The following is a 20,450-nucleotide window of genomic DNA, read 5'->3' on the forward strand; positions in this document are numbered from 1 at the left end:
GGCTGGCTGGGATGGGGTGAGGTGCGGTGTTGCCGCACTCGCGGCCGGCGGACCCACGGGGACCCGTCTTTTCGGCCTGCGTCCCGGTGGAGGCGGCTGATGTGCGCGATGAGAAGCTGGTGGGCATGTCGCCTCTGCAGCCCTTTGCCTCTGACTGGAATCGCGCTGCTGTGCCTGAGTCTGAGCAGTGGAACTGGCTGGCGGTGGAGATCGCGGAGGTCCAGCGCTGTGCTGCGGTGGGTGATCAGGCGCACGACCGGCTCGCTCTCATCCTCCTCGATCACCTCGTGGAAGTGATCATCGGCCGTGAGGTGAACGTCCGGCTGACCCTCCAGATAGCCGACAAGGTCATCGAGGAGATGCGGGAGTTCCGTGAGGCCGGGGGCGAGCTGGAGGATTCGTTGAGCCTGCTTGTCGATAAGCATGTGGGCCCGGAACGCCGCAAGAAGCTGGACGACCATCTGCCGGAGCGGACCAAGTACCTCGTGCAGATGGGAGTGCTGTCGGCGGCGGAGCGAGACGTCCTCGACCGGCTGCATGAGTACCGGAACGCGGCCTACCACCGTGACACGCTGGAAGGCGACCTGATCAGTGATCTCGTTCTGGCCTACAGAGTTTTGGCCAACGAGCTGCTGGCTCGGCACAAGCCGCTGGCGTGGACCATGGCGGCATCCGGCGGGCAGAAGATCGTCACGCCGCAGCAGCTTCGCGGCAGGCTCGTCGAGGGTGTGGAGGTGGATCTCAGGGCGATGGCCGGCCGGTTCCACTCTCACATGGTCGAACGGGTGCAAGCGATCGCGAGTGCTGTCGGCGAAGCCGGAAACCTGCTGGGTGCCGGTGGTGACGAGGAACCGCAGGTGCCTGCGGCGGATGATGAGATGGGCCGCATGCTGACGGAGCTGCGGGCGGTGTCGAAGCAGCTGCCGTCCTGGACGAAACGAGCTGAGGGTCTGAGGTCGAAGGCGTCCTCGCTGGCGGGCCTGATGGCCCCTTTCATCAACCTGGACCGGGAGCTGCGTCGTATCGAACCGTCGGTCAAGCGCCTTGAGATGATCACCGATTACTGGGTGCAGCAGCAGATCGATGAGATCCGCGGCAAGTAGGAGCTGGCGGCGGATCTCATCGACCCGCCGCCGCAGTACTGCGGCCTCAGGAACCGGTGGCTTCGTCCTCCGCGCTCATTTCGTGCGGTGAGCAGTCCAGGTCGGCGTGGACGACGGCCCGGAAGTTCTGCCCGGGCGCCGGTCTGGTCGGGGCGGAACTGCTGAGCCACAGTTCCGAGATACGGGCCGCTGCCACTTCGGCTGTCCGCCGGTCTTCGGCGGTGATCTCAATCCTGATCAGCCCTGGCGGGTGCGGGTAAAGCTGTACATGACCCATCAACCGGTTGTACCGATCGCCAGTGGCTACCCCTTCAGGTCAAATCGTGGCTCGAAGCAGCATGTCGCGTGCCGGGCCGCTGCGACGACGATGCACTGGCCCACCCCTGTGCGTGGGCGGCGTCAGCCGGCGCTTGTCGGTCGGGAAGTCTCTTTGTGACGTGCTGCGCGCTGACGCGCGGCGTGGAGTGTGTGTCGCTCGGTGAAGGCGCCGTCTGCCTGCCGCGGCAACGGGGCGTACCGGTCGGTGGCGATCTGGTCGACCCGGGCGCTGTACCGGCTTGCCGCGGCTTTGAGTGCTTCAGCCGGCGGCAGAAGGTCTTCTGCGGTGCGCAGAGAACGCAGCACGTCTTGGGTCATTTGCATGAGCCGGGCCAGCTCGTCTTCGGCCGTGCTGCTGCCCACTTCCGCGTGGCCCTTCCGGGCAGCGGCGCTGCGGGCTTGCTCCTCCATGGCCAGGATCACTGCCTGGCGTCGGCGCTCGAGGGTGCGGAAGGTGTGGTGTGCCGGGTCGGCCGCTACCGATTCGGCGGCCTGGACAGCCTTGGACAGTTTCGTGGAGAAGCGGGTGGCGGCCAGCGCGGCAGCCTCCTGTTCCTTCCTCGCGGTTTCTCGGCGCTGCTGCTGCAGACCGGGCCATGCAGGGAACTCCTCCCTGCCGGAAAGCTGGGCTCTGGTCCGCGGGCTCGCCTTCTCGGCCTTCGTCAGGCGGCTGTCCCAGTCACCGTGCAGGGTGAAGCTATAGGCGCTGCATCCAACAGTCCCCCATCCGCCGTACCCATGGCGACCGTGCGACCAGCGGCCGTCGAAGCGGGTGATCGCCTCCCCGCAGTTACGGCACAGCTCGGATTCCTGACTCGCCAAAATCCACCCCCACGGTGTATCTACCGGCCGACACGGGCTTCGTACGAGGGCCGGGCCCTCCATCCTTGCATCGCGTACTGACAGCGGCGCATGGGTGGCCGGCGATCCGGCTTCGTGGGACTGTCCGGGGAAGGTGACGAATGATGTTGAACGCTCGGCCAGCACCTGCGTCTGGCCAACTCCTCGGGGCGGCTCTTCTCTGACTGAAGCCTTCTGTGTTGAGAGACGGATTGCGTGCCGGTCGGCTGTCCTGGGACCGCACGGCGGATCCGGTCCCGAGGCCAGGTTCACCAGCCGTGATCTACTCCGCGACGGCACGTCACTCAGGCCCACGGCGCCGTACGGTGGTACGGTCGATGACCGGTCTGCGAAGGACTGAACTGTGTGGCAGAGCTGGCCCGGACGCTCACCGTCACCAATAGAGGGTGTGGGGCACCCACTTCGCGCTTGGACGTCTTCCCTGACACGCACCGCGTGGTGATCCAGTCGGCCGGGCGACAACGAAGGACTCACCGTGCCCGCCTCTCTTCGCCGCCAGACCGCTCGTCTCCGTGCGTCCTACACCCGGGAAACTGCCTCACTCGCCGCTCCCGGAATCCCTCGCCGTGACAGCAATGCCCTTCCGCTGCACAGCGGTCTGGGGCTCGACGCCTGCTCGGCGCCACAGCGACGGCTGCGTGCGCTGCTGGCTCTCGGCATGTTCAACAACGGCCCCACCAGCTGGTGGCCACGCCTCGTCACGCTGGCCGATGTGACCCGCTACACCTTTGTCGTCTCCGCCCGACACGACGATCTGGTGATCACGGCCCGAGCGCCCTACAACGTGGCCTGCTGGCTGGTCGGCCGTGAGAGGCTTCCGCAGATCGGCCTGCCGGGGCTGCGCGTGGACAGCTCCTACGAAGACGGCTGGCGCCTGCGCCATCTGCCCACCGGTGCCACGATGTCCGTGACCGGTGACCGTCACGGCCGCCTGCGGGGTCCTCTGAAGCCCGACAGCAACTACGCCCGTCTGTGGACCACCGATGTTCTGGTCAGCGACGAGGAGCACGCCGTACTGAACAGGCTCCCCCGCCTCAGCGCCGACACGGAAACCATGCTCGCCGCTCTGACCGTAAGGCTGTGCGCCCACGCCCCGGACGGTAGCTGGGACATCGGCATGTGGTTCAACGACCTCACCGACCGGCCCGGCCGCGGGCACGCCCACCACCGCCGGCTGTCCGTCGAAGGCGACCGGTGCACCCTTCACTGGGACTCCGAGCCCTACCCGGAAGACCTCCGCGCCGCCCTCACCGGACCCGTCATCGGGCTTGCCGGCACCCGCATCCAACCGACCGGCGACGGATGGAATCTGCGCTACGGACGTGCCCGTCTCCTGCTCGTCCCGTGGCGTTCAGGTCCTGAAGATACGGATCCGGCACAGGGAGGGAACCGGCGTGTAGGGCAGCCCTTGGCTCTTGACTGCCCTGCAGGAGCCGCCCGCGGCCTCTGTAGCCGCTCCACAAGGCTGCGTACCGGACTCTTGGATCTTTCCCTTTCGTGATCCTTTCCGCAGTCTCGTCTTCTCCCTGGTGGCCGCCCGGAGAAGACCTCGGCGGAGGTCTTGCGCGCTCACTCTCCACCAGGGGAGGAGAGACGGCGAAGGCCGGCGGCAGCACCTCGGTGTCGGTGACTGTCGCTATGCTCACGCCACCGCTAAGGGAGGTCCCAATGTCGTACGGTCTGCTGACGCCGGACGTACCGCTCGGTCCGTTCGAGGGCGCTGTCGTCACTCTGTGGTCGACGCAGGCGAGGGATGCGAAGCTGCACTCCAAATCCTCTTGTTCTTACGTGCGTTCCGCTCGTGTCACCGAGCGGAAGGTGCAGCTGGACGCTTCAGCTCTCGGCCGGCTGTGCACCCAGTGCGCGTCGTACGCATCCTGGGCACGTCCCGGGACGGGGCTGGCCGTCTTCCTGAGCGCGCTCACAGGCATGGGCCTGTTGTATGAACTGGACCGCTGCTGCGATGCCGACGAAAACAGCTTCGATGACGTGGAGCTGGACGAGGCTGTCTCGCTGCTCTTGCCGGCCTCTGCGAACGGCAAGGAGAACGCGCAGACCGACGTCGAGGAAGATGACGACGATCGCTGGGAGGAGGTGCAGGAAGCCCGGCAGATGCGTGAATCCGTCGTGGCCGAGTGGTTCGACGCACTGGTCAGTCTGCACCGTGTCCACCGTGTCTTGGCTATGTTTCCCTGGATGCGGTCCTGGGCTGAGCCGCGGGTACAGCGGAAGCTGGACCGCCTTCAGGTTTTGCGCACTCGGGCCAGCCGGCTGATCACCCCGGATGCGCTGGCCTTGGCGGCAGCGGTGTCGGGCATGAAGGAACCGGACCTTCCTGTCGATGATCCCGCTTTCGCCGTGCTGGGTGCACGCAGCGAGGCGACAGACTCATTGAAGTCCCTGTGGCGGCAGTGGCGCAGCACGGTGGAGGACAGCTGGGATCATCCGCATGAGCAGGACTATCTCGCCTATCGGCTGACCCGTGGGATGAGCAGTCGGCGGAAGGGGCGGGATCAGGCACTGGAGAGGGCCCAGGCGCTGCTGGGGGCTTGGGCGGAGGAAGCTGCCGTGTCGGTCACGGCCGGCTGTGGAGAGCGGGTGCTGTCCGTAGGTCTTGGCGGCGGTCTGGTGGCATCCGGCCGGAGCACGTCTGCGTTCGACCGGCTCAGTCAGTGGGAACGGGGTGTGCTCGCCTCGTACACGGCCTCGGTGGACTGGGCGGGGGCTGAGCCGGTCATCTCGCTGCGGGTGCCGGAAGCGATCGCGGCCCGCCTGCTCTCGCAGGCTTCCCCACTCGTGTACGAATCCCGGGCCGAGCAGAAGCCTCCAGCCGGAGACAAGGCGTCGGCTCTAGAGGCGGGCCCTTGTCTTGGGCCCGGGGTGTTCGACGACACCCCGGTGCATGGCCGCCAACTGCTGCGGCAGGAGCACCTGCGGGCCTTGCGCAACACAACGGGCGGCGCGGAGCAGCTGTACGCAGTCCTGGGCGTGAACGCCGGTGTGGAAGTCGTGACGCTGGGCGCTCTGGAACAGCGCTGTGCGACCGGCTGGCAGGGTGTGATCCTCGCCGCCGCCAGTGACCTTCCTGACGCCCTGATCGATTCCGCCTTGCAGCTGTACGCCGGAGACCCGGCCGAGAACGACGACGTGTGGGTCCGTCCTGTGTACGACCCGGAGGAGGACGCGTTCGGCCGGAGTCTGAGCGCAGCGGAGGGCGAGCGAGTCGTGGTGCGGCTGTGCAGGGAGAAGCGGGATGCCCGTCAGGCTCTGAAATCTCTGGCCCTGGCGCGTTCGTTGCCGGATCTGCGGGACCTCGAGGCCGTCGCGGAAGACGAGCAGGGCTATCCGCTCAGGCCGTTCGCTGCGGCTGTGTGGAACGGACTGCTGGCGATGGAACAGCTGGACCTTGAACCCTTCGCATCCGAGGAAGACGAGTACTGGGCCGACGGCTCCGGGCTTCCGCTGGGAGTACTCGCCTGCGTGCAGGCGTACACCACGGATGCGTCAGGTCGCTTCCAGGGCCGGGCCCACTCCCCCGGCTGCTCGCACCGGCGCCCCTACGCCGGGGTCGACCGCCAGGACGAGAAGGTGACCATCGCGGTACTGCTGCACAACAAGAGCTTCGATCCGTGCAGCAAGTGCGGCGGGTACGCAGTACGCCGGCTCAGTGATACCCAGGTCGCCTACTACCGGGCAGCACACCGGCTGCACCACCTCATCCAGATCTCGGCTTCTGGCTCCGGTACGGCTGATGTGGAGAGGTACTTGAGTCGCCTCGACGAGCTCAGCAGCCTGGATGCTCAGACTGAGCGGGCGTGGTTTCCCGCACCGGGGCAGGCCCGCCGTTGGCGGCAGACCGTCGTCCGTCTGGGGGCCGAACTGCGGGCCCGCGCCTGCCGGTGAGTCAGGTGCCGTCGCGGTCCTGCCTCAGTGTTGCGCGGTGATCGCTGCGTGATGCGATGTTGCGGCGGCCCGGCCCACTGGGCCGGGCACGGGGTGCGGACGCCGGGACGCCGGCCCTGGTCCGGGGGACCTCATGAGCCAGAGCAGGACCCGCACCTACTCGGCAGGCCAGGACAGTGGCTGGTCTGCCGCGGCGAGCACTGCGGTCCTCCTTCCCTGGCTTGGATGTCCCTTCGCGGATAGTGAGGCGGCCGGACGAGGTCAGGCCCCGGTATCGGGGAGCCAGAAGGGGTCCCAGCAGTGCCGGAGCGGCCGGGTGATGCTATTCATGCGCAGGCCGCGAGGTCCTTTAATTCCGGCGTCCGGCAGGTCGATGAACCAGTCGAGGATGGTGTCGGGGAGACGGTCGGGGTTCTGGAGGTCGGCCAGGAAGACATCGGGGCCTTCCCGGTCGTAGGGGGCAGGCAGGGCCAGGTCTGCGGCGATGGCTTCGTCGAGGATGTGACGGCAGATGCTGTGCCAGCGTCCCTGCCCCCACCAGGAGTCTGTGTAGCCGGTGGATCCGCCGATGGTCATCAGGATCAGTGTGGTCTGAGGACCGAGCCGTTCATGGTCGAGTCGGCGCCAGCGGTCGAGTTCCGTGCAGACGGTGGCCGCCACTTCCGTCCATCCCTCACCGAACAGGGAACGGATGGGGGTGGCATCGGGAAGGGCCCACTCGGGGTCCATCAGCGCGTCCTTGATGCCGTCCCAGTCGATGCCTTCGACGGGGCAGATGCGCGGCCGAGTCAGGCGGGTGACGGCGATGCTGACGCGCGCCATTAGCACGTCCGTCTCCATATGGTGGTCTTCCACCGCGGTGTTGTTGCGCCAGCACCAGGCGGCCACGCCCCGTGCGGCCGCGTCCGGAACGATGTCGGGTGCGACATCCTGCCCGGTCATGCCGACCACCCAGTCCAGGTAGCTGCTCAGCCACTGGTCCTCGGTGACCTCACGCAGCACTTCGGCCAGCGGCAGCCGGCGGAACTCGGCGGCTGGCTGGAAGATGCGGCGGACTCTACGCAGAGCGAAGTCCTGCTTGGCTTCCGCGGGGGCCGATTCGGCGACGTATACGTGCGCGGCGTCCAGCAGCCCGGCCTGGCCCGCCGCGGCTTCGACGGCGGCAGCAGCCTGTCGGCCGGGCCCGGGCACCAGGATCTCCAGACTGTCCTCCAGCAAGGAGTAGGAGTAAAGCCACTCTCCTGTGACGTCCTCGAAGGGCTCCAGCACCACTTTGTCCTCGTGCGGGTGGTAGCTGACGTCCACACCGCCGTCACCGCGCCACAGCGTCTCGAAGAGCAGTGCGCCGTGGTGGCGGTCGAAATCAGCGTCCCAATCGTCCGGGAGGTCGAACCCCGCCCATTCCAGCGGAGCGAGCATCTCGTGCAACCGTGTCGCGTACTTGTTCCACTCCTGCGAAGAAGGCACGTCCGTCTCGGAGCGCCCTGCGCTCCTCGTCCCCGCCGGACCAGGCCTGGCCACCGGGGTGGACGGCGCGGCCGCCATGCCGGGTATGGTGCGCAGTTGCTCTGCTCGTTCGGCAATAACGCTTCGTTCCGTGGCCCGGCACCGAGCACACAGGTAGCGGTAGTCGTCACCGTAACGCCCTGAAAAACGGGTCAGCGCACGAGACTTGCCGCAGTCGCGGCAAGGGCCGCGCCCGTTCTTGGGCCACCACAGGTACCAGCGGCCCTCATAGTCGCTGCTCTTGGGCACCACTCCCCTGCCGACGAGCACCTCGGCCAGGCGGCGCAGACTGCTCTCACCGAGTGCGAAAGGCACCTGCTCGTACAGCAGAACATGAGCAGCCAGCAGCACCTCGCCGGAAAGCATCTGCCCTTCATCGGTACGGCGCAGCACTCCCAGGGCTGCAGCCAAGTGCGGCACACCATTGCTTTGAGCGTCTGCGGGCTGGCCGCTGCGTGAAGCACAGGCTATCGCTGCGTCGATGTCGGCGGGAGAGGGAGCTGGAATCGTCACACACGGAGCCAAGCCCCAGCCAGTGACACCAGGCCTCGGCACGCGTGCGCGAGGAGGGCGTGCTAAAGGCCCTCGCAGGTAAACGAGTTCGGCGGGAACAGCAGGGGGTTGCCGTAGGTCCATGAGGGCCCGGATGGAACGGGGGTGGGGTCTGCGGGCTCCGAGGACGTGTCCGGCACCGGGCCGTATACGGCTGGCGGCAGGAACTCTCACATGCGAACGGGAAGGGCGAGGAGTGCGCAGGACCCCAGGCATAGAATGGCGCATCACCCGTGGCTGCGACGGGGTGTTGCAATACAGTCGGCCGCCCTTTCGCAGTGGGAGGTGCTGGACGTGAGTTCCCGAGGCCGTAGACGCGGATGGCATGTTCTGCGGCCTGGTTCTTGCTCTACTGAGCCTCCGCCAACCTGAAAGTCCCAGGTCGGCAGGGCTGGTGTGACCGTATTCCGGGGTACTCGTGCCTGTCGTGGGCGACAGTCTGCGCCGTAGATCGTCCGTCACGGGGCGGCTTGCCGGTCTGACGCTCGCGGCAGGCGAGCGGCCTTCTACGATCCGGTGTATGGATCTGGCGGAGGCCCAGGCCGAGCGCGACGAACTCGCCGTTGCTGAGAAAGCCCTGGAGCGGATGAGCGAGCAGCTCGCCGAGGAGCGGGCCGCGTTCGCGTCGGCGCCTAGACAGGTGGGAGGTCCGGCAGTGACGATGACCCGCACCGCGAGCCGGACGTGGAGGAGACGGCCCTCCCGCTGGATTACCAGCGGATCCTGGCCGTCGTGCGGCAGGCCGCCGGTCCGGTCATGGCCCGGCAGGTTGGCGAGGTGCTGGGGGTGGACGTCGGCATAAGGAGCAAGCTGGAGCCGCTGCGCGGGAAACTGGTCAGATCGGTCGCTCGTGGCTGGCTCCGGAAGTAGCCCGACGGCCGGTTCGCCACCCGGCTGTGACCTGAAGCGCCGCTGAGCGATGGCGACAGCGTTCGCGATCGGGTTCTGTCATCGGTGAGCAGAGCCGTCTCGCCCGGTGAGCGCAAAGTCTAAATTACGGCTGGCCTGAATTCAGGCCAGCCGATAGGGTTTGCCTCATGGACATCAGGGCCGAACTCGACAATTTCCTCGGCGAGAAGCGCGCGCTGGTCGATGCGATTGCGTGGGAGTTCCGTGCCGGCACACCGGCCAAGGAGATCGCCCGCATGGTCGCACCGGCCTTCAGCCGGGACCAGGTGACCCAGTACTTGTCTGCCGTCGCCCTGGCGGACAAGGCCCGAAAGGCCCTGGAGGAGGCTGGGCTTACCTTCGCCGCCGATGTGTCGGTGAGCGGCATCGACGCGCCGCGCGAGGCGCGGCTGATTCCCGCAGCGGATCCCGACGAGACCCCCGACTACCCCTCCCTGCCGACACGGATCCGAGACGCGCTGCGCGACTTCCACATCACCCTGGGCCTGCTGCAGACCGGCGAGCACGACGAGGACACCAGCGACACCGAGATCGACGAGTTCTTCCTCGACGGCCAGCCCGTCCGCCTGATCAAACTGAAGCCGCGCACCTGACGGACCCGTATGCGGGAAACATCGACCGGCATGGTGCGGTTTTGGGGTCGGCTTCTGGATGCCGCCAGGCGTGAGCACGAGGCTGGAGCGTCACCTGTGGAGCGCGATTCCGCCCGACCGGCCGCCGTGTCTGAGTGGTCTTGGGCCTTGGTGAGCTCCAGGTTCCACCAGTCGGGCTGCGCCCACGGTGTGCGGGGCGGGCGCCGTTCTGGTGGCAGCCGGTCAGTGAGACGACGCTCATCACAGCACTGGTCTGAAGGTCGTGGTCTCACACATGCGGGGGCTTGAACGGCTACGGTCCGCCCGTCACGCGGCGGTCTCGGCTCCCGCCCCCTTCAAGTAGACGACGTTGCCGCTGGCGGAGTTGTCGGAAGGGCCCTGTGCGCTGGCGGCAGTGATCGCGTCAACAGCGGAGCGATGGGCCCTGACCCAGTGCAGGTTGTAGTCGTGTGCCCGGACTGCGGCGTGAAGCCAGGGCTCCAGGTCCGCGAGTTCGAGTACGTAGCAGGCTCTCAGGAACGCTGCGGTCTGGTGGGGGTCGACGGGAAGGGTGTCGCCCGCGATGATGCGGCGGGCGGTGCTGGTAGGCAGTGACCATGAGCCCGCGATTCGTTGCATCTCCCCGGGCGTGGGGTAGCCGGCCCAGATGTGTTGCCGGCGCAGGGCACGGCTCAGATCTGCCCGGGAGTAGATCAGGGTGGAGTCGGGGGCTTTGTGGACGTCGTACGGCGCGCGGGTTGCGCGGCGAGCCCGGATCCACAGTTCCAGGCCTTGGTGGAGGCCGGTGGTGAGTCCGCCGCCGAATTCCTCGTCCTGGGTGAGGGTCATCAGGACGAACTCCTCGACGGTTTCCCAGGAAGGGACCGTGTCACCGGAGGCGGCGCGCTTGAGCGTCGCCGCGGACGGGGCGCCCTTGGTCTGCGGCAGCCGCGCCATCTGCTCGTAGGTGAGCCCGGCGACGGTCTTACGGCTGCGCAGGAAGTCCGCGAGCTTCGCGCGTGCCGGAACAGCTCGGTTGACCGGCTTTTCGGGACGGCCCATGGCGGTCACCTCAGTTGCCCGAATTGAGGTAGGCGCGCACGAAGCGGCTGGCACGGCCGGCGCTTCGGGGCCTGCCGGCAACGACGACAGCGACGATCGCGGCGCCGATCCCGCCGGCTCCGCCGATGAGAAGCAGGACGTCCTGAACGATCATGCCGAGGCTGGCGAGGATCGCGGCCGTGACGATGCAGGCAATGATCACGAGTGCATGTGGCATGCCGAACCGGCCCGGGCTCCCCGCGAAAGCGACTGTGTCGCCGTCGGTCGTGCGTGCGTCTGAAGTGTTCGCTGGTGCGGTGTCCGTGCCGGACGCCGTCACCTTAGTGGCCGCGGCATTCACCGCGGCGGAGGACTTTCCGCCCATGAGAGATCCCCTGACTGCCGTCCGGCGACCGCAAGGTCGCCGGACGGTGCTGATTCGGCTCCAACCGATGTCGTGGCTCTTCCGGCGCTGTGCGGGGAGTTGGCGCTCCCAGCGTGCACGGAGGAACCTGCTGGCGCTCAGGATTCCAGCGTCTAGAGCACAAACGACAGTCCGCCAGAACGTTGGCTCATCAGCGTTCCAATGCACTCTCGATGTGCTTCGAGTCATGCGTGGGCGCGGGTATGAGACTCGCGCGGCTCGGCATCAGCCGTATTTGCACAGGTCGTAGGGGCGTGTGTGGCCCTAGCACGAACGGATGATGCTCCAGACCGGCGTTCTGGAGCAGCCGAGCTTCGCCCGATACCCAGAAGCGCAGGTCAGGCGCCTACAGGAAGCCAGCAGAGCCCAATCAGCCTGAGTGGGCGGCGCCTCGCCCTCTACCAACTTCGCGGAAACCTCAACGCCGCTGACCTGCATTGGCTCACTAGCGCACCGCTTCACCATTAACGATCTTGGAGTGACTAGCCGATGCTCGTAACCACGACGCGCGACCAGCACCCCCGGTTGTGCTCGCCCTGATTGCTCTGGCTCCAACCGGCACACAGGGAACCCGGCAGGTGTTGGCGCACCTGCCTCGTGAGGCCGATGGCCTGCCCTGACGGCAGGCCATCGGCCTCACCTGTATATGAGGCAAGGGCTCTTCGCCTCGAGGACCTCGTGGAGCGCCTCGGTGTGCTGGTCGGTGGCCAGTAGGCCGCGATCAGCACGGCCCCTGACCTCCAGTGGTCTCTGTCGGTCACCGGCAGTACCTGGCGGTTCGGGACCTCAAGGCTGCCCGGCGCCTGGTCTGTACGGATGCCCACTACGCAGGGCCGGCCCCACTGCCGCTCACGGCGCCGCCGCCTGCACCGGCGCCGTACCGGACCCGCATTGCCCCCCGCTGCCTCCGCGCTCTCCGCCACGGGTCGGGATCAGATGCGGGCTCAGCGATGTCGGCCGGGACGGCCCTTGCTCCGCGCAGGGGCCGTCCCGGCCTGCGGAGAATGCGATGACGTCAACTGACCGTCAATCAAACGCTGTTAGCGGTGTGAGAGGTAGATCCACAGTGCGGTTACCAGCAGTCCGCCAGCTGAGGACACAGCGCCCTTGGCTGCATGGACCGCGATGAAGGTGCAGACGCGCCGCAGGCGGCCCGGTGCCGGAGTGGCACCGGTAGGGGCCTCGTGCTGGCCAACGGTGTCGTCGGACGGGGGCACTTGCAGCGGGTCGGCTGTGGCCAGTGACGTCATTTCCCCGGTGCCGGCGCGGGGAGATGCGGGAGGGCTGGTGTCATGGGCAGCCTCAGCCTGAACGGGCAGGTGGACGTGCTTGCGGGCCATCGGTCGCTCCCTTGGTCGGGCCGGCTGTCGGACGATGCCGGTCGGCACCCTCATAAGGACGTGACCCGCCTGGAACCCACGCCAGGAAAAAACTTCGCGAGTTTTGGTGGAGGCCGTGGGGTAGGCCCGTGAGAAGCCCTAAGAAGGGGAGCGAGAACCGATCCATGCCACTGGCCTGCCGGGCAGAGGCGCCCTGTCCAACCGAAGTTCCTGAAGGGATCCGCCGATGTCCTGCAGCCGCGCATTCTCTCCGTCCCCGACGACCTTCGTCGTCACCGTCTCAGCCTGAATCCGCCGAGGTCACGACACGCTGAAGCCCCCCCGAGACTGGCAGCCCCATGCTGCCCCACACCGCGACCGGCCCGAGCGCCGAGCAGCCGACAGCAGTCCCTTCCACGTCCCAAGGCCAGCGACACGCTGATGACCTGGCCCTCGTCGAGTATCTGGAGCAGCTCGGATTCGAAGGACCCGAGTTCGACACCTTCGCCGGACGCATGATCGAACACGGTCTACGTGTCACTCATGCCTGGATGATCAGCCGCAAGATCTTCTCCGAGTGCGCGCGGCGCGGCATCAAGCTCGGGGATCCGCCCTTGGACTGGTCCGAGGACGAACGCCACGACATCGTCCAGGACACGGTCCTCAGGGCGTTCAACCGGTTCAAGCGAACGGCGCTGCACGCCCGTAAATGGAGACCCGAAGGAGGCGCCAGCCTACGGACCTACTTCATCGGGACGTGCCTGTACGCCTTCGCCGACGAGTACCGGGCCTGGTTGGACCGCCGCAACGCACGACGCATGGAGATCCGTAATCTGGCGCTCCAGCTGGGTGCGTCCGCACCCATTCCGACGCACCACCGGGTCGGAGCCCTCGCCTTGGACAGGGCCGCGGCACGGACGGCCCTCAAGGCCCTGCACGACCGCGATCCACGACTAGCCAAGATCATCGCCCTGGAAGCCGAAGGCTACTCCCATGACGAGATCGCCGCGCTCCTCGACGACGGGACAAGCCCTCGAGCTGTCGAAGGAGCCCTCTACCGCCACAGGTGCCGCATCGAGAAAGGATGAGCGTTGACCGGCCTGCGGTACGAAACCGAAGGGGCGAAGGAGCAGGACGTCTTCCGCGCATTGCTCGCCCGATCATCCCTCGGTGCGGTCGGCACGACACCTGGCCGACCGCAGCCGACTACAACTAATCGAACACCGCCGCAGCCCGCGCCTGCTGACGCCCGCGAAGTCGACGTCGCTCTGCTCAAGCGCCAGTTCGACATGATGGTGCACCGCTACCTGTACTCGCGCCTACCCGACAACAGCATCTGTGCGGACCTTGCCGAAGCCGTCTTCGCTTCGGCCGTGCGCCAGATCCGCCGTACCAGCACGGCAGAGGATGGGTGGGCCGAACTCCTCCTGCGCCTGTCACGAAGAGCAGCCAACCGTCACCAGCGACAGGCGACGCCAGCCGCGGCGGATGCCGCGCGCGAACAGCCCCGCTCCCCTGCCGTAGGTGCATCCAGCTGCGGGACGCCGGCACAGCCCACCTGTCCAGACCCGGAGCAGTCGCGGGCGGTCGTGGTCGGCGCCAGCAGCCGAGGCGCACCGCTGCCAGGCGTCGAAGCATCCGCCCTCGAGCTGGCGGAACAGTTCTCCCATCTGGGAGTACCCCACACCGTCGCTCTGACCGGAGACGAGGCCACACCGCAGGCGACGATCGCCGCCCTCAGGACAGCAGCCACCCAGGCCACCGACACGTTGATCTTCTACTTTGCCGGCCACGGAACCACCGACCACCGTGGCGACCTGTACCTGGGAGGCACTGGTGAGGCTGCAGGCTTGCACGAGGGGCTGCCCTACTCACGCATCAGCGACCTGCTGCGCCAGAGCTGTGCGAGCCGGACACTGGTGATCCTCGACGCATGCGCCAGCGGCAGCGCACTCCCCGACTTCACCGACGTACCGGATGCGGAGCAGACGCCTTCCCGAGGTCCGAAGGAGGAGTACATCCTGACGGCGACAGGCCCCGGCGGATGGGCGTTGGACCGCGATCTGGCCAACCCGGGCAGTCCCTACACGGCCTTCGCCACCGCGCTGCTCCACGTCCTGAACGACAGGGGCGATGACACATCCCTGTGCCTGGATGTTCCCACGCTGCACAGGTCACTTGCCCATCGCCTCGCGCAGGAAGCTCTGCCGAAACCACATCTGTTCGCACGCAACAGCAGTCCGCAGCCGTTCACCCTCGTCTTCCCGTGCAAGTCCACCGACCACTTCCCTTCCGACAATCCGGGGCTGGATCCGTGAACTGGCGACTCCGGCAGACTGGCGCCGCTCCCGGGCCAGGCTCCCCGCACGGGGGTTTCACGGCTGTCGCCAGTCCCCCAACATCCACCGGGTGGGGCCCGACGCCCTCCGGTTGAGGGTCCAAAGCTGTACAGGTGGGCGTGCGGGCCTTCTCGGTGCTGCCAAGCTCGGCGGCGATCCGCCGTCGGTGTGCTTCCGTCTCGGCGCATGTGATGCGTCGGTCTCGATGACGGTGTCCAGCGCGCCGATGATCCGCAGCGGTCGGCTGATCGGTGTCCTCAACCTCGCACAGGGCGGGCCACTACGCGGTGAATCTTGGCCGCCTGAGGCAGGTGCCGCCGACGTCAGCCGTTGAGCATCAACGGACACCCGCTCGACGTCACCGGTCGTTTCGGTCGCGGCCGAGCAGCACGGCCAGGACCATGCGGGCCTCCTTCCGGCGCTGGGCGGACGGATCGAGAACGGCGGTCAGTGCGATGGTGGTGACGGTCAGGCCGTGGGTGGCGATGACGGTGGTGGCGATGGGCTCATTGATCAGTTCGAGCAGGGTGAGCACGGTTCGTCTCCTCACGAGTTGACCCTGCCGTTCGCGGCGGGGTGTGGTGAGGTGATTCGGCCTCGTCCGGGGAGTTTCCGGCGACGTGTGCCCGCGCTGCCGGTGAGCGTCTACGCTGGTCAAGGTCCACATGACAGGTTTTCCGGCAGCGTGTGGGACCGGACGGGGTGGTGGTGGATGGAGGGGCGGACTGCGGCCCAGGAGCTCGCGGGCGTGCTTGGTGATCTCCGCCTGAAGGCGGGCAAGCCGACTCTCGATGCGCTGGTCCGCGCTGGGCGGCAGCGGGTTCCGGCTGTTCCGCTGAGCACATCTTCGCTGGGTGACTGGCTGAAGGGGGAGAGTGTTCCTTCGAACCGGGCAGCCGTGGGGTTCCTCTTCGGACATCTCACGGCACTGGCCCGCAGGAGAGGTGAGCCGGTTCTTGATGTCTCGTGGGTAAAGCTGTGGGAGGAGGCTCGCACGGAGAAGCGGGCTTTGCGCGGCGGTCGTCCGCCTCGCCCCCGTGTGGTGACAGCCGAGTCCCTGGCCGCCCCTGCGGGACGGGGAATGCTCGTCTCGGCACTTCAGGCTCCCGATGCCTGCACCGAGTGGGAAGTACATCCCTCGGCCGTGGCGGCCTCTGGCAACGAAGGAGCACTGCCGTTGTACGTGCGCAGGGCGCACGACGCCGCGGTACGGCAGGTGGTGGCGCAGGCTGGGGCCGGGGCGAGCGGGATGGTGGTTCTGGTCGGGGGTTCGTCGTCGGGCAAGACCCGGGCATGCTGGGAGGCGGTGCGGGAGCTTCCGGCAGGGTGGCGGTTGTGGCACCCGCTCGACCCGACTCCTGCCAAGGCGCTGGCCGGTGCCTTGGCAGAAGGCGTTGCGCCGCGCACCGCGATCTGGCTCAACGAGCTTCAGCGGTATGTCGGGGAAAGCGCCGGCGAGGAGGCGGAGCGGGTGGCAGCGGGGCTGCGCGCGCTGCTTCAGGATCCAGAGCGTGGTCCTGTCCTCATCCTGGCGACGGTCTGGCCGGAGTACTGGACCGCGATGGCCGACCGTCCCTCCTTGGGCGCTGACCGCTATCCGCAGGCGCGTGAGCTGCTTGCGGGCCGGGCCGTTCACGTGCCTTCCTCCTTCGACGAGGCCGTAAGTGACGACATGCGTGCGGTCGGTGCCCACGATCCGCGGCTGGCTGAGGCGATGGAGCGGGCGGCGGACGGCCAGATCACGCAGTATCTGGCCGGTGCTCCTGCTTTGGCCGACCGGTATCGCACGGCTCCGCCTGGCGCGGCCGCGCTGGTTCGGGCCGCCATGGACCTCTCCCGCCTCGGCGGGGTTCCCCGGATACCGCAGGACTTCCTGGAGGCCGCCGCGGACGGCTACCTGAGCGACAGCGCATACGAGGCCCTGGGCGAGGACTGGTTCGAGCAGGCCCTTGCCTACGTGGCGACGCCGTTTCGTGGCGTGCGGGGCATGCTCAGCCCGGTCCGCGCCCGACCGGGTGCCTCCGACGGCACGGCCCGGTTCCTGCTGGCCGACTACCTGGACCAGACGGGTCGCCAGGAACGCCGCTACACCGCTCCCCCGGCATCGTTCTGGCAGGCGGCGCGCCGGCACCTGGTCGATCCCCAGGCACTGACGTCGCTGGCCAGGGCCGCTCAGGCACGATGGCGTGACCAGGACGCGGCGCTGTTCTACCAGCAGGTCCTCGACAGCGGTGACACGCGTTCCGCTCTGAGCCTGGCGTGGCTGTGGCAAGAGCGCGCCAGACCCGAGGAAGCTACCCGCGTGCGCCGGCAGGCAGCTCTCGCAGGGCATGTGGAGGCTCTCGAGGAACATCTGCGGGAGCTGGTGGACGCAGCGGACCTGGCAGGTGCCGAGCAGGTGCTGCGAGAGGCAGCGAACAAGGGTATGCCGGCCGCTCGGCTCATTCTGGCCAGGGCGTTGGCGGAGGACGGGCAGCTTGATGAGGCTGCCCGCTGGTATGACGAGGTGGCCCGGTGCGGTGACGCCGAGGTGCTGCACGCGTATGCGAGTGACCTTCGGTCCAGCGGTGACCTTGACCGCGCCCGTCGCATCCTGCAGGCAGCCAGCGACGGCAAAGCAGCACGCGAACTTGCTTTTCTTGCCGCCGAGTCCGGTACAGCGGCGGAAGCCGAGAAGGCCGCTATGGAGGCATTCGCCTGCGGTGAGACGCGGCCGCTGCAGCTGCTTGCTCAGAAGGCGGCTGCCGAGGCACGTCCTGCGGACGGAGTCCGGTACTACCGTCATGCCGTCGCCGTGCTGGAACGCCGGCGCCGGCTCCGTTCCCCGCGGAGCGGCCTCATCGATCTCCTGGCCCGTTTGCAGGGCCTGACGGATCTCATCAGCCCCAGCAGGCTGCCGATGCCGGCGGGTGAGACATGGGCTCTGCGTGAACTGGTGGCTCTCCTGGACGAGATCGAGGGCGAGCAGGCGGGTGACAGCGAACTGCGCAGCGCCGCTGACAGCGGGAACCGGTGGGCCCTGGAAATGCTCATCCGCCGCCTACACAAGCGGGGAGCAGGAAGCGACGGTGAGGCGCTGGTCAGGGAAAAGGCGGCCGAGGGCGAGCTGTGGGCTCTGTGGACGCTGGCCCACCGCGCCCACCACGATGCGACCGCCGACAGGGCCCAGGCGCAGGCCCTGCTGAAGAACACGGCTGCCGCGGGCATCGCGCAGGCGTATGCGGCCATGGTTGAGGACGCGGAAAGCGCCGGCCTTACGGAGGAAGCCGACCAGTGGGCCCTGCGCGCCGCCGCCGGCGCCTACACACAGCCCCTGTGGAACTTGATCAGGGAGCGGGAGAAGACCGGCAGCTTCGACACGGCCGAACGGCTGGCCTGGCAGGCGGCCGCTTCCCTCGGGACCTCGGTCGTACGGCAGCTGGCAGAAAGACGTAGCGACGAGGTGGCACTGCCGCTGCTGTGGCGCGCCTACGAAGCGGGCATGCCCTGGGCTCCCGGGATGCTCGCCATGCGTCTGGAAGCCGCCGGAGAACACACGCAGGCCGAATCCCTCGCCCGGATCGCGGCTGACACAGGCGACAGAGAACCCCTTGAAGTTCTGGCCGGGAAACGGGCGTGTGACGATCCCGACGGCAACTGGAGGGTACTGCTGGCCAACGGCCTGACAGCGCAGGGGACAACCGCACCCCCGTGGTGAGATGAGAGGACCGGCAGCCGCGGGCTCGTGCACGCCGCCAGCCTGCCGCGCCTCGCTGTGGACCTTCCAGTTCGACCGACGGGACGGGCTGGTTCGAGTTCTGATGCCCGCAGGTCGAGGACGCATCGGCCGAGTGACAGGGAGCCGGGTCGGTGGGACGCGGCCCACAGGGCGACGTGGTCGTGCCACTGGGGCAGCGGCTCCTCCAGAGCGATGAAGTCCGTGATCTTCACGATGCAGGCCTTGACCGCCCCCGGGTGGGCGTGGTGACGCCATTCCCAGCACTGTTTCATGCAGGTCTGCCATCTATACGGCGGCGGTGTGCCTTGTCAGCCCCGCCCGCAGACATCACCCTACCCCTGTTCTCGTCACCATGACGAGAACAGGGGTAGGGTGATGTCTCCCAGATCCGATGATGAGGAAAGGAGCTGTCATGTCTGCGGACCACGCCCTGGCCACGACGTTTCCATTCGAGTCCTTTGATGAACTGGAGATGGCAACGGCTCATTGGAGCCCCACCGAGAGCCTCTTCCACTACACGAACGCGCAGGCTGCATCTGTCATTCTGGCCGGCGGCAAGCTGCGCCTTTCGCCCTATCCCAGGACCAACGATCTGTGGGAGGCGGAGCCATTGCCTCCGCCGCTCAGCGGCCCTGGTGGGGATGACGTCAGCGCAAGCTTCGCCCTGTGGGAGGAACTCGATCGGCACCTTCGCCTGAACGCCAAAGTCGGATGCTTGACAAGGGACTTCATCACCTCTGCGGACATCGGCAACCCTGACGCACGCCGCGGGTGGGCCCTTCTCGCGCTGTGGTCACACTACGGCGGCGGATACAAGGGCGTCTGCCTCAGATTGGACCACGGCAGGCTCGTCGAGTCCTTTCTGCGCCACGCAGGCCCGGCAGCCCTCGCCTTCCACGCCCCGGTCCAGTACCTGAACGGCCAAACCGGACCCTCCACCACCAGCGACATCGACCGCGGACAGGTTGCGGAGTTCGGTGCGGACGCCGTGGCGCTGGCCTACGCCGAGGCAAACAAGGGCCCGCTGTACTTCCGCAAGCACAGCGCCTGGTCCTACGAAGCCGAGTACCGCCTCATCCTGCTCAACCAGTCCGGCGATTACGACTTCGTCGACATCCGCGATGCCGTCACCGGCGTCATCCTGGGGCCCTGGTTCTCCGAGGAAGACATGCCGGCCCTCAAAGCGGCTCTTGAGAGCTACCCCGGGGCTGAAGTGCGGCAACTGCGCTACCACCACCGCAGACTCTTCCTCACCCCCTTCGAGGGTTTCCCTCCCGACTCCCGGCCGAGCCATGGCCAGATGCCTCCCGGCCGACGAGAAGGCTCACTGGCCGAGCGCTTCCTCGCCCTGCAAAAAGCAGAGAGTGAAGCTGCGGCACAGCACCGAGATGCCGAGGTACTCGCCCGCGCGCCGCTGGAGCAGCTCCAGGAAGGCCTCTCGGCGCTGGAAGCCGAGCTGAGACTGTGGCCCGGAACGCAGGCCGGCCCCGTCTGGCCGGGCGTCGCGGCCATTCCCGAGGACGAGCGAGCGCGCCGGCCCGGTGTACCGGGAGAGACCATCCACTACCAGCGCGGCTTCCACTGCGGGGTAAAGCCCCCTTCGCTGCACCGGCCCACCTTGACCGCGTCGGCAGCCGTCCAGGTCCTCGACGGTGAGCGCCTGCGTCTCTACGGCCTGGTCACCCTCGAGGACGATCACCCCTACGAAGTCTGGTGCGACCGGAAAGAGGTGGACGCCTCCGGTGCCTCTGCCGCGGTGGAGGCTCTCCTGGGTGCGCTGAGCGCTGCTACGCGCGACGCCCGCCCCTTGTTCGACCAGGCCCGGGACGGCAACACGGTGCAAGGACCTGGCGAGGACGCACATTGAGGCATGCCTCCCAGGACG

The 20,450-nt window shown here is 67.6% G+C and carries 15 protein-coding genes; 9 read left to right on the forward strand and 6 right to left on the reverse strand.

Translation table 11 applies throughout. From position 1 onward, the window contains the following. The first annotated feature begins 101 nt into the window (after positions 1 to 101). On the forward strand, positions 102 to 1,103 hold the full coding sequence (locus ABZ567_RS28445) for a hypothetical protein (protein ID WP_360794991.1): 1,002 nt from the start codon (positions 102 to 104) through the stop codon (positions 1,101 to 1,103). Between the two features lie 46 nt (positions 1,104 to 1,149). On the opposite strand, the gene ABZ567_RS28450 is transcribed toward ABZ567_RS28445, so the two are convergent. Both ABZ567_RS28450 and ABZ567_RS28455 read right to left on the reverse strand, forming a co-directional pair. Then, positions 1,150 to 1,380, reverse strand: coding sequence for a hypothetical protein (locus ABZ567_RS28450; protein WP_360794994.1), 231 nt, complete (start codon positions 1,378 to 1,380; stop codon positions 1,150 to 1,152). Between the two features lie 122 nt (positions 1,381 to 1,502). After that, positions 1,503 to 2,243: a hypothetical protein gene (locus ABZ567_RS28455; RefSeq protein WP_360794997.1), complete on the reverse strand. Its 741-nt coding sequence runs from the start codon at positions 2,241 to 2,243 to the stop codon at positions 1,503 to 1,505. Positions 2,244 to 2,757: 514 nt separating this feature from the next. Between ABZ567_RS28455 and ABZ567_RS28460 the strand changes: the two genes are divergently transcribed. Then, positions 2,758 to 3,783: a hypothetical protein gene (locus ABZ567_RS28460; protein WP_360795000.1), complete on the forward strand. Its 1,026-nt coding sequence runs from the start codon at positions 2,758 to 2,760 to the stop codon at positions 3,781 to 3,783. Positions 3,784 to 3,950: 167 nt separating this feature from the next. Continuing rightward, positions 3,951 to 6,185, forward strand: a complete 2,235-nt coding sequence (locus tag ABZ567_RS28465) for a hypothetical protein (RefSeq protein WP_360795002.1) — start codon at positions 3,951 to 3,953, stop codon at positions 6,183 to 6,185. A 261-nt stretch (positions 6,186 to 6,446) separates the two neighbouring features. Here the strand turns inward: ABZ567_RS28465 and ABZ567_RS28470 are convergent, their stop codons facing one another. Next, positions 6,447 to 8,102, reverse strand: a complete 1,656-nt coding sequence (locus ABZ567_RS28470; protein WP_360795005.1) for a hypothetical protein — start codon at positions 8,100 to 8,102, stop codon at positions 6,447 to 6,449. An 825-nt stretch (positions 8,103 to 8,927) separates the two neighbouring features. Here ABZ567_RS28470 and ABZ567_RS28475 point away from each other — a divergent pair. After that, positions 8,928 to 9,113: a hypothetical protein gene (locus ABZ567_RS28475; protein WP_360795007.1), complete on the forward strand. Its 186-nt coding sequence runs from the start codon at positions 8,928 to 8,930 to the stop codon at positions 9,111 to 9,113. Positions 9,114 to 9,280: 167 nt separating this feature from the next. Further along, positions 9,281 to 9,745 (forward strand): hypothetical protein, encoded by a 465-nt coding sequence (locus ABZ567_RS28480; RefSeq protein WP_360795010.1) that lies wholly within the window; start codon positions 9,281 to 9,283, stop codon positions 9,743 to 9,745. Positions 9,746 to 10,051: 306 nt separating this feature from the next. On the opposite strand, the gene ABZ567_RS28485 is transcribed toward ABZ567_RS28480, so the two are convergent. Both ABZ567_RS28485 and ABZ567_RS28490 read right to left on the reverse strand, forming a co-directional pair. Continuing rightward, positions 10,052 to 10,786, reverse strand: a complete 735-nt coding sequence (locus ABZ567_RS28485; RefSeq protein WP_360795013.1) for a hypothetical protein — start codon at positions 10,784 to 10,786, stop codon at positions 10,052 to 10,054. Between the two features lie 10 nt (positions 10,787 to 10,796). Further along, positions 10,797 to 11,150 (reverse strand): hypothetical protein, encoded by a 354-nt coding sequence (locus ABZ567_RS28490; RefSeq protein WP_360795016.1) that lies wholly within the window; start codon positions 11,148 to 11,150, stop codon positions 10,797 to 10,799. 1,717 nt (positions 11,151 to 12,867) lie between these two features. Here ABZ567_RS28490 and ABZ567_RS28495 point away from each other — a divergent pair. Further along, positions 12,868 to 13,596, forward strand: a complete 729-nt coding sequence (locus tag ABZ567_RS28495) for a hypothetical protein (protein ID WP_360795019.1) — start codon at positions 12,868 to 12,870, stop codon at positions 13,594 to 13,596. A 3-nt stretch (positions 13,597 to 13,599) separates the two neighbouring features. Further along, positions 13,600 to 14,826 carry a caspase family protein gene (locus ABZ567_RS28500; protein WP_360795021.1) on the forward strand — a complete coding sequence of 409 codons (1,227 nt, stop codon included), beginning with the start codon at positions 13,600 to 13,602 and terminating at the stop codon, positions 14,824 to 14,826. Between the two features lie 379 nt (positions 14,827 to 15,205). On the opposite strand, the gene ABZ567_RS28505 is transcribed toward ABZ567_RS28500, so the two are convergent. Beyond that, on the reverse strand, positions 15,206 to 15,397 hold the full coding sequence (locus tag ABZ567_RS28505; RefSeq protein WP_360795023.1) for a hypothetical protein: 192 nt from the start codon (positions 15,395 to 15,397) through the stop codon (positions 15,206 to 15,208). A gap of 627 nt (positions 15,398 to 16,024) precedes the next feature. Between ABZ567_RS28505 and ABZ567_RS28510 the strand changes: the two genes are divergently transcribed. Further along, entirely contained in the window at positions 16,025 to 18,544 is a 2,520-nt protein-coding gene (locus tag ABZ567_RS28510; RefSeq protein ID WP_360795025.1) for a hypothetical protein, read from the forward strand. Positions 18,545 to 18,977: 433 nt separating this feature from the next. Further along, the gene (locus tag ABZ567_RS28515; RefSeq protein WP_360795028.1) at positions 18,978 to 20,432 is read left to right on the forward strand and encodes a DUF2971 domain-containing protein; all 1,455 of its coding nucleotides are present in this window, start codon (positions 18,978 to 18,980) and stop codon (positions 20,430 to 20,432) included. The last annotated feature ends 18 nt before the right edge of the window (positions 20,433 to 20,450 follow it).

Source organism: Streptomyces sp. NPDC016459, from assembly GCF_040632845.1.
Taxonomy (GTDB): Bacteria; Actinomycetota; Actinomycetes; order Streptomycetales; family Streptomycetaceae; genus Streptomyces.

What these genes read in the sequence shown, in the direction of transcription:
- ABZ567_RS28515 (WP_360795028.1), top strand. Translation starts at nt 18,978, where the DNA reads ATGTCTGCGGACCACGCCCTGGCCACGACGTTTCCATTCGAGTCCTTT.
- ABZ567_RS28465 (WP_360795002.1), top strand. Translation starts at nt 3,951, where the DNA reads ATGTCGTACGGTCTGCTGACGCCGGACGTACCGCTCGGTCCGTTCGAG.
- ABZ567_RS28490 (WP_360795016.1), bottom strand. Translation starts at nt 11,150, where the DNA reads ATGGGCGGAAAGTCCTCCGCCGCGGTGAATGCCGCGGCCACTAAGGTG.
- ABZ567_RS28485 (WP_360795013.1), bottom strand. Translation starts at nt 10,786, where the DNA reads ATGGGCCGTCCCGAAAAGCCGGTCAACCGAGCTGTTCCGGCACGCGCG.
- ABZ567_RS28450 (WP_360794994.1), bottom strand. Translation starts at nt 1,380, where the DNA reads ATGGGTCATGTACAGCTTTACCCGCACCCGCCAGGGCTGATCAGGATT.
- ABZ567_RS28480 (WP_360795010.1), top strand. Translation starts at nt 9,281, where the DNA reads ATGGACATCAGGGCCGAACTCGACAATTTCCTCGGCGAGAAGCGCGCG.
- ABZ567_RS28495 (WP_360795019.1), top strand. Translation starts at nt 12,868, where the DNA reads ATGCTGCCCCACACCGCGACCGGCCCGAGCGCCGAGCAGCCGACAGCA.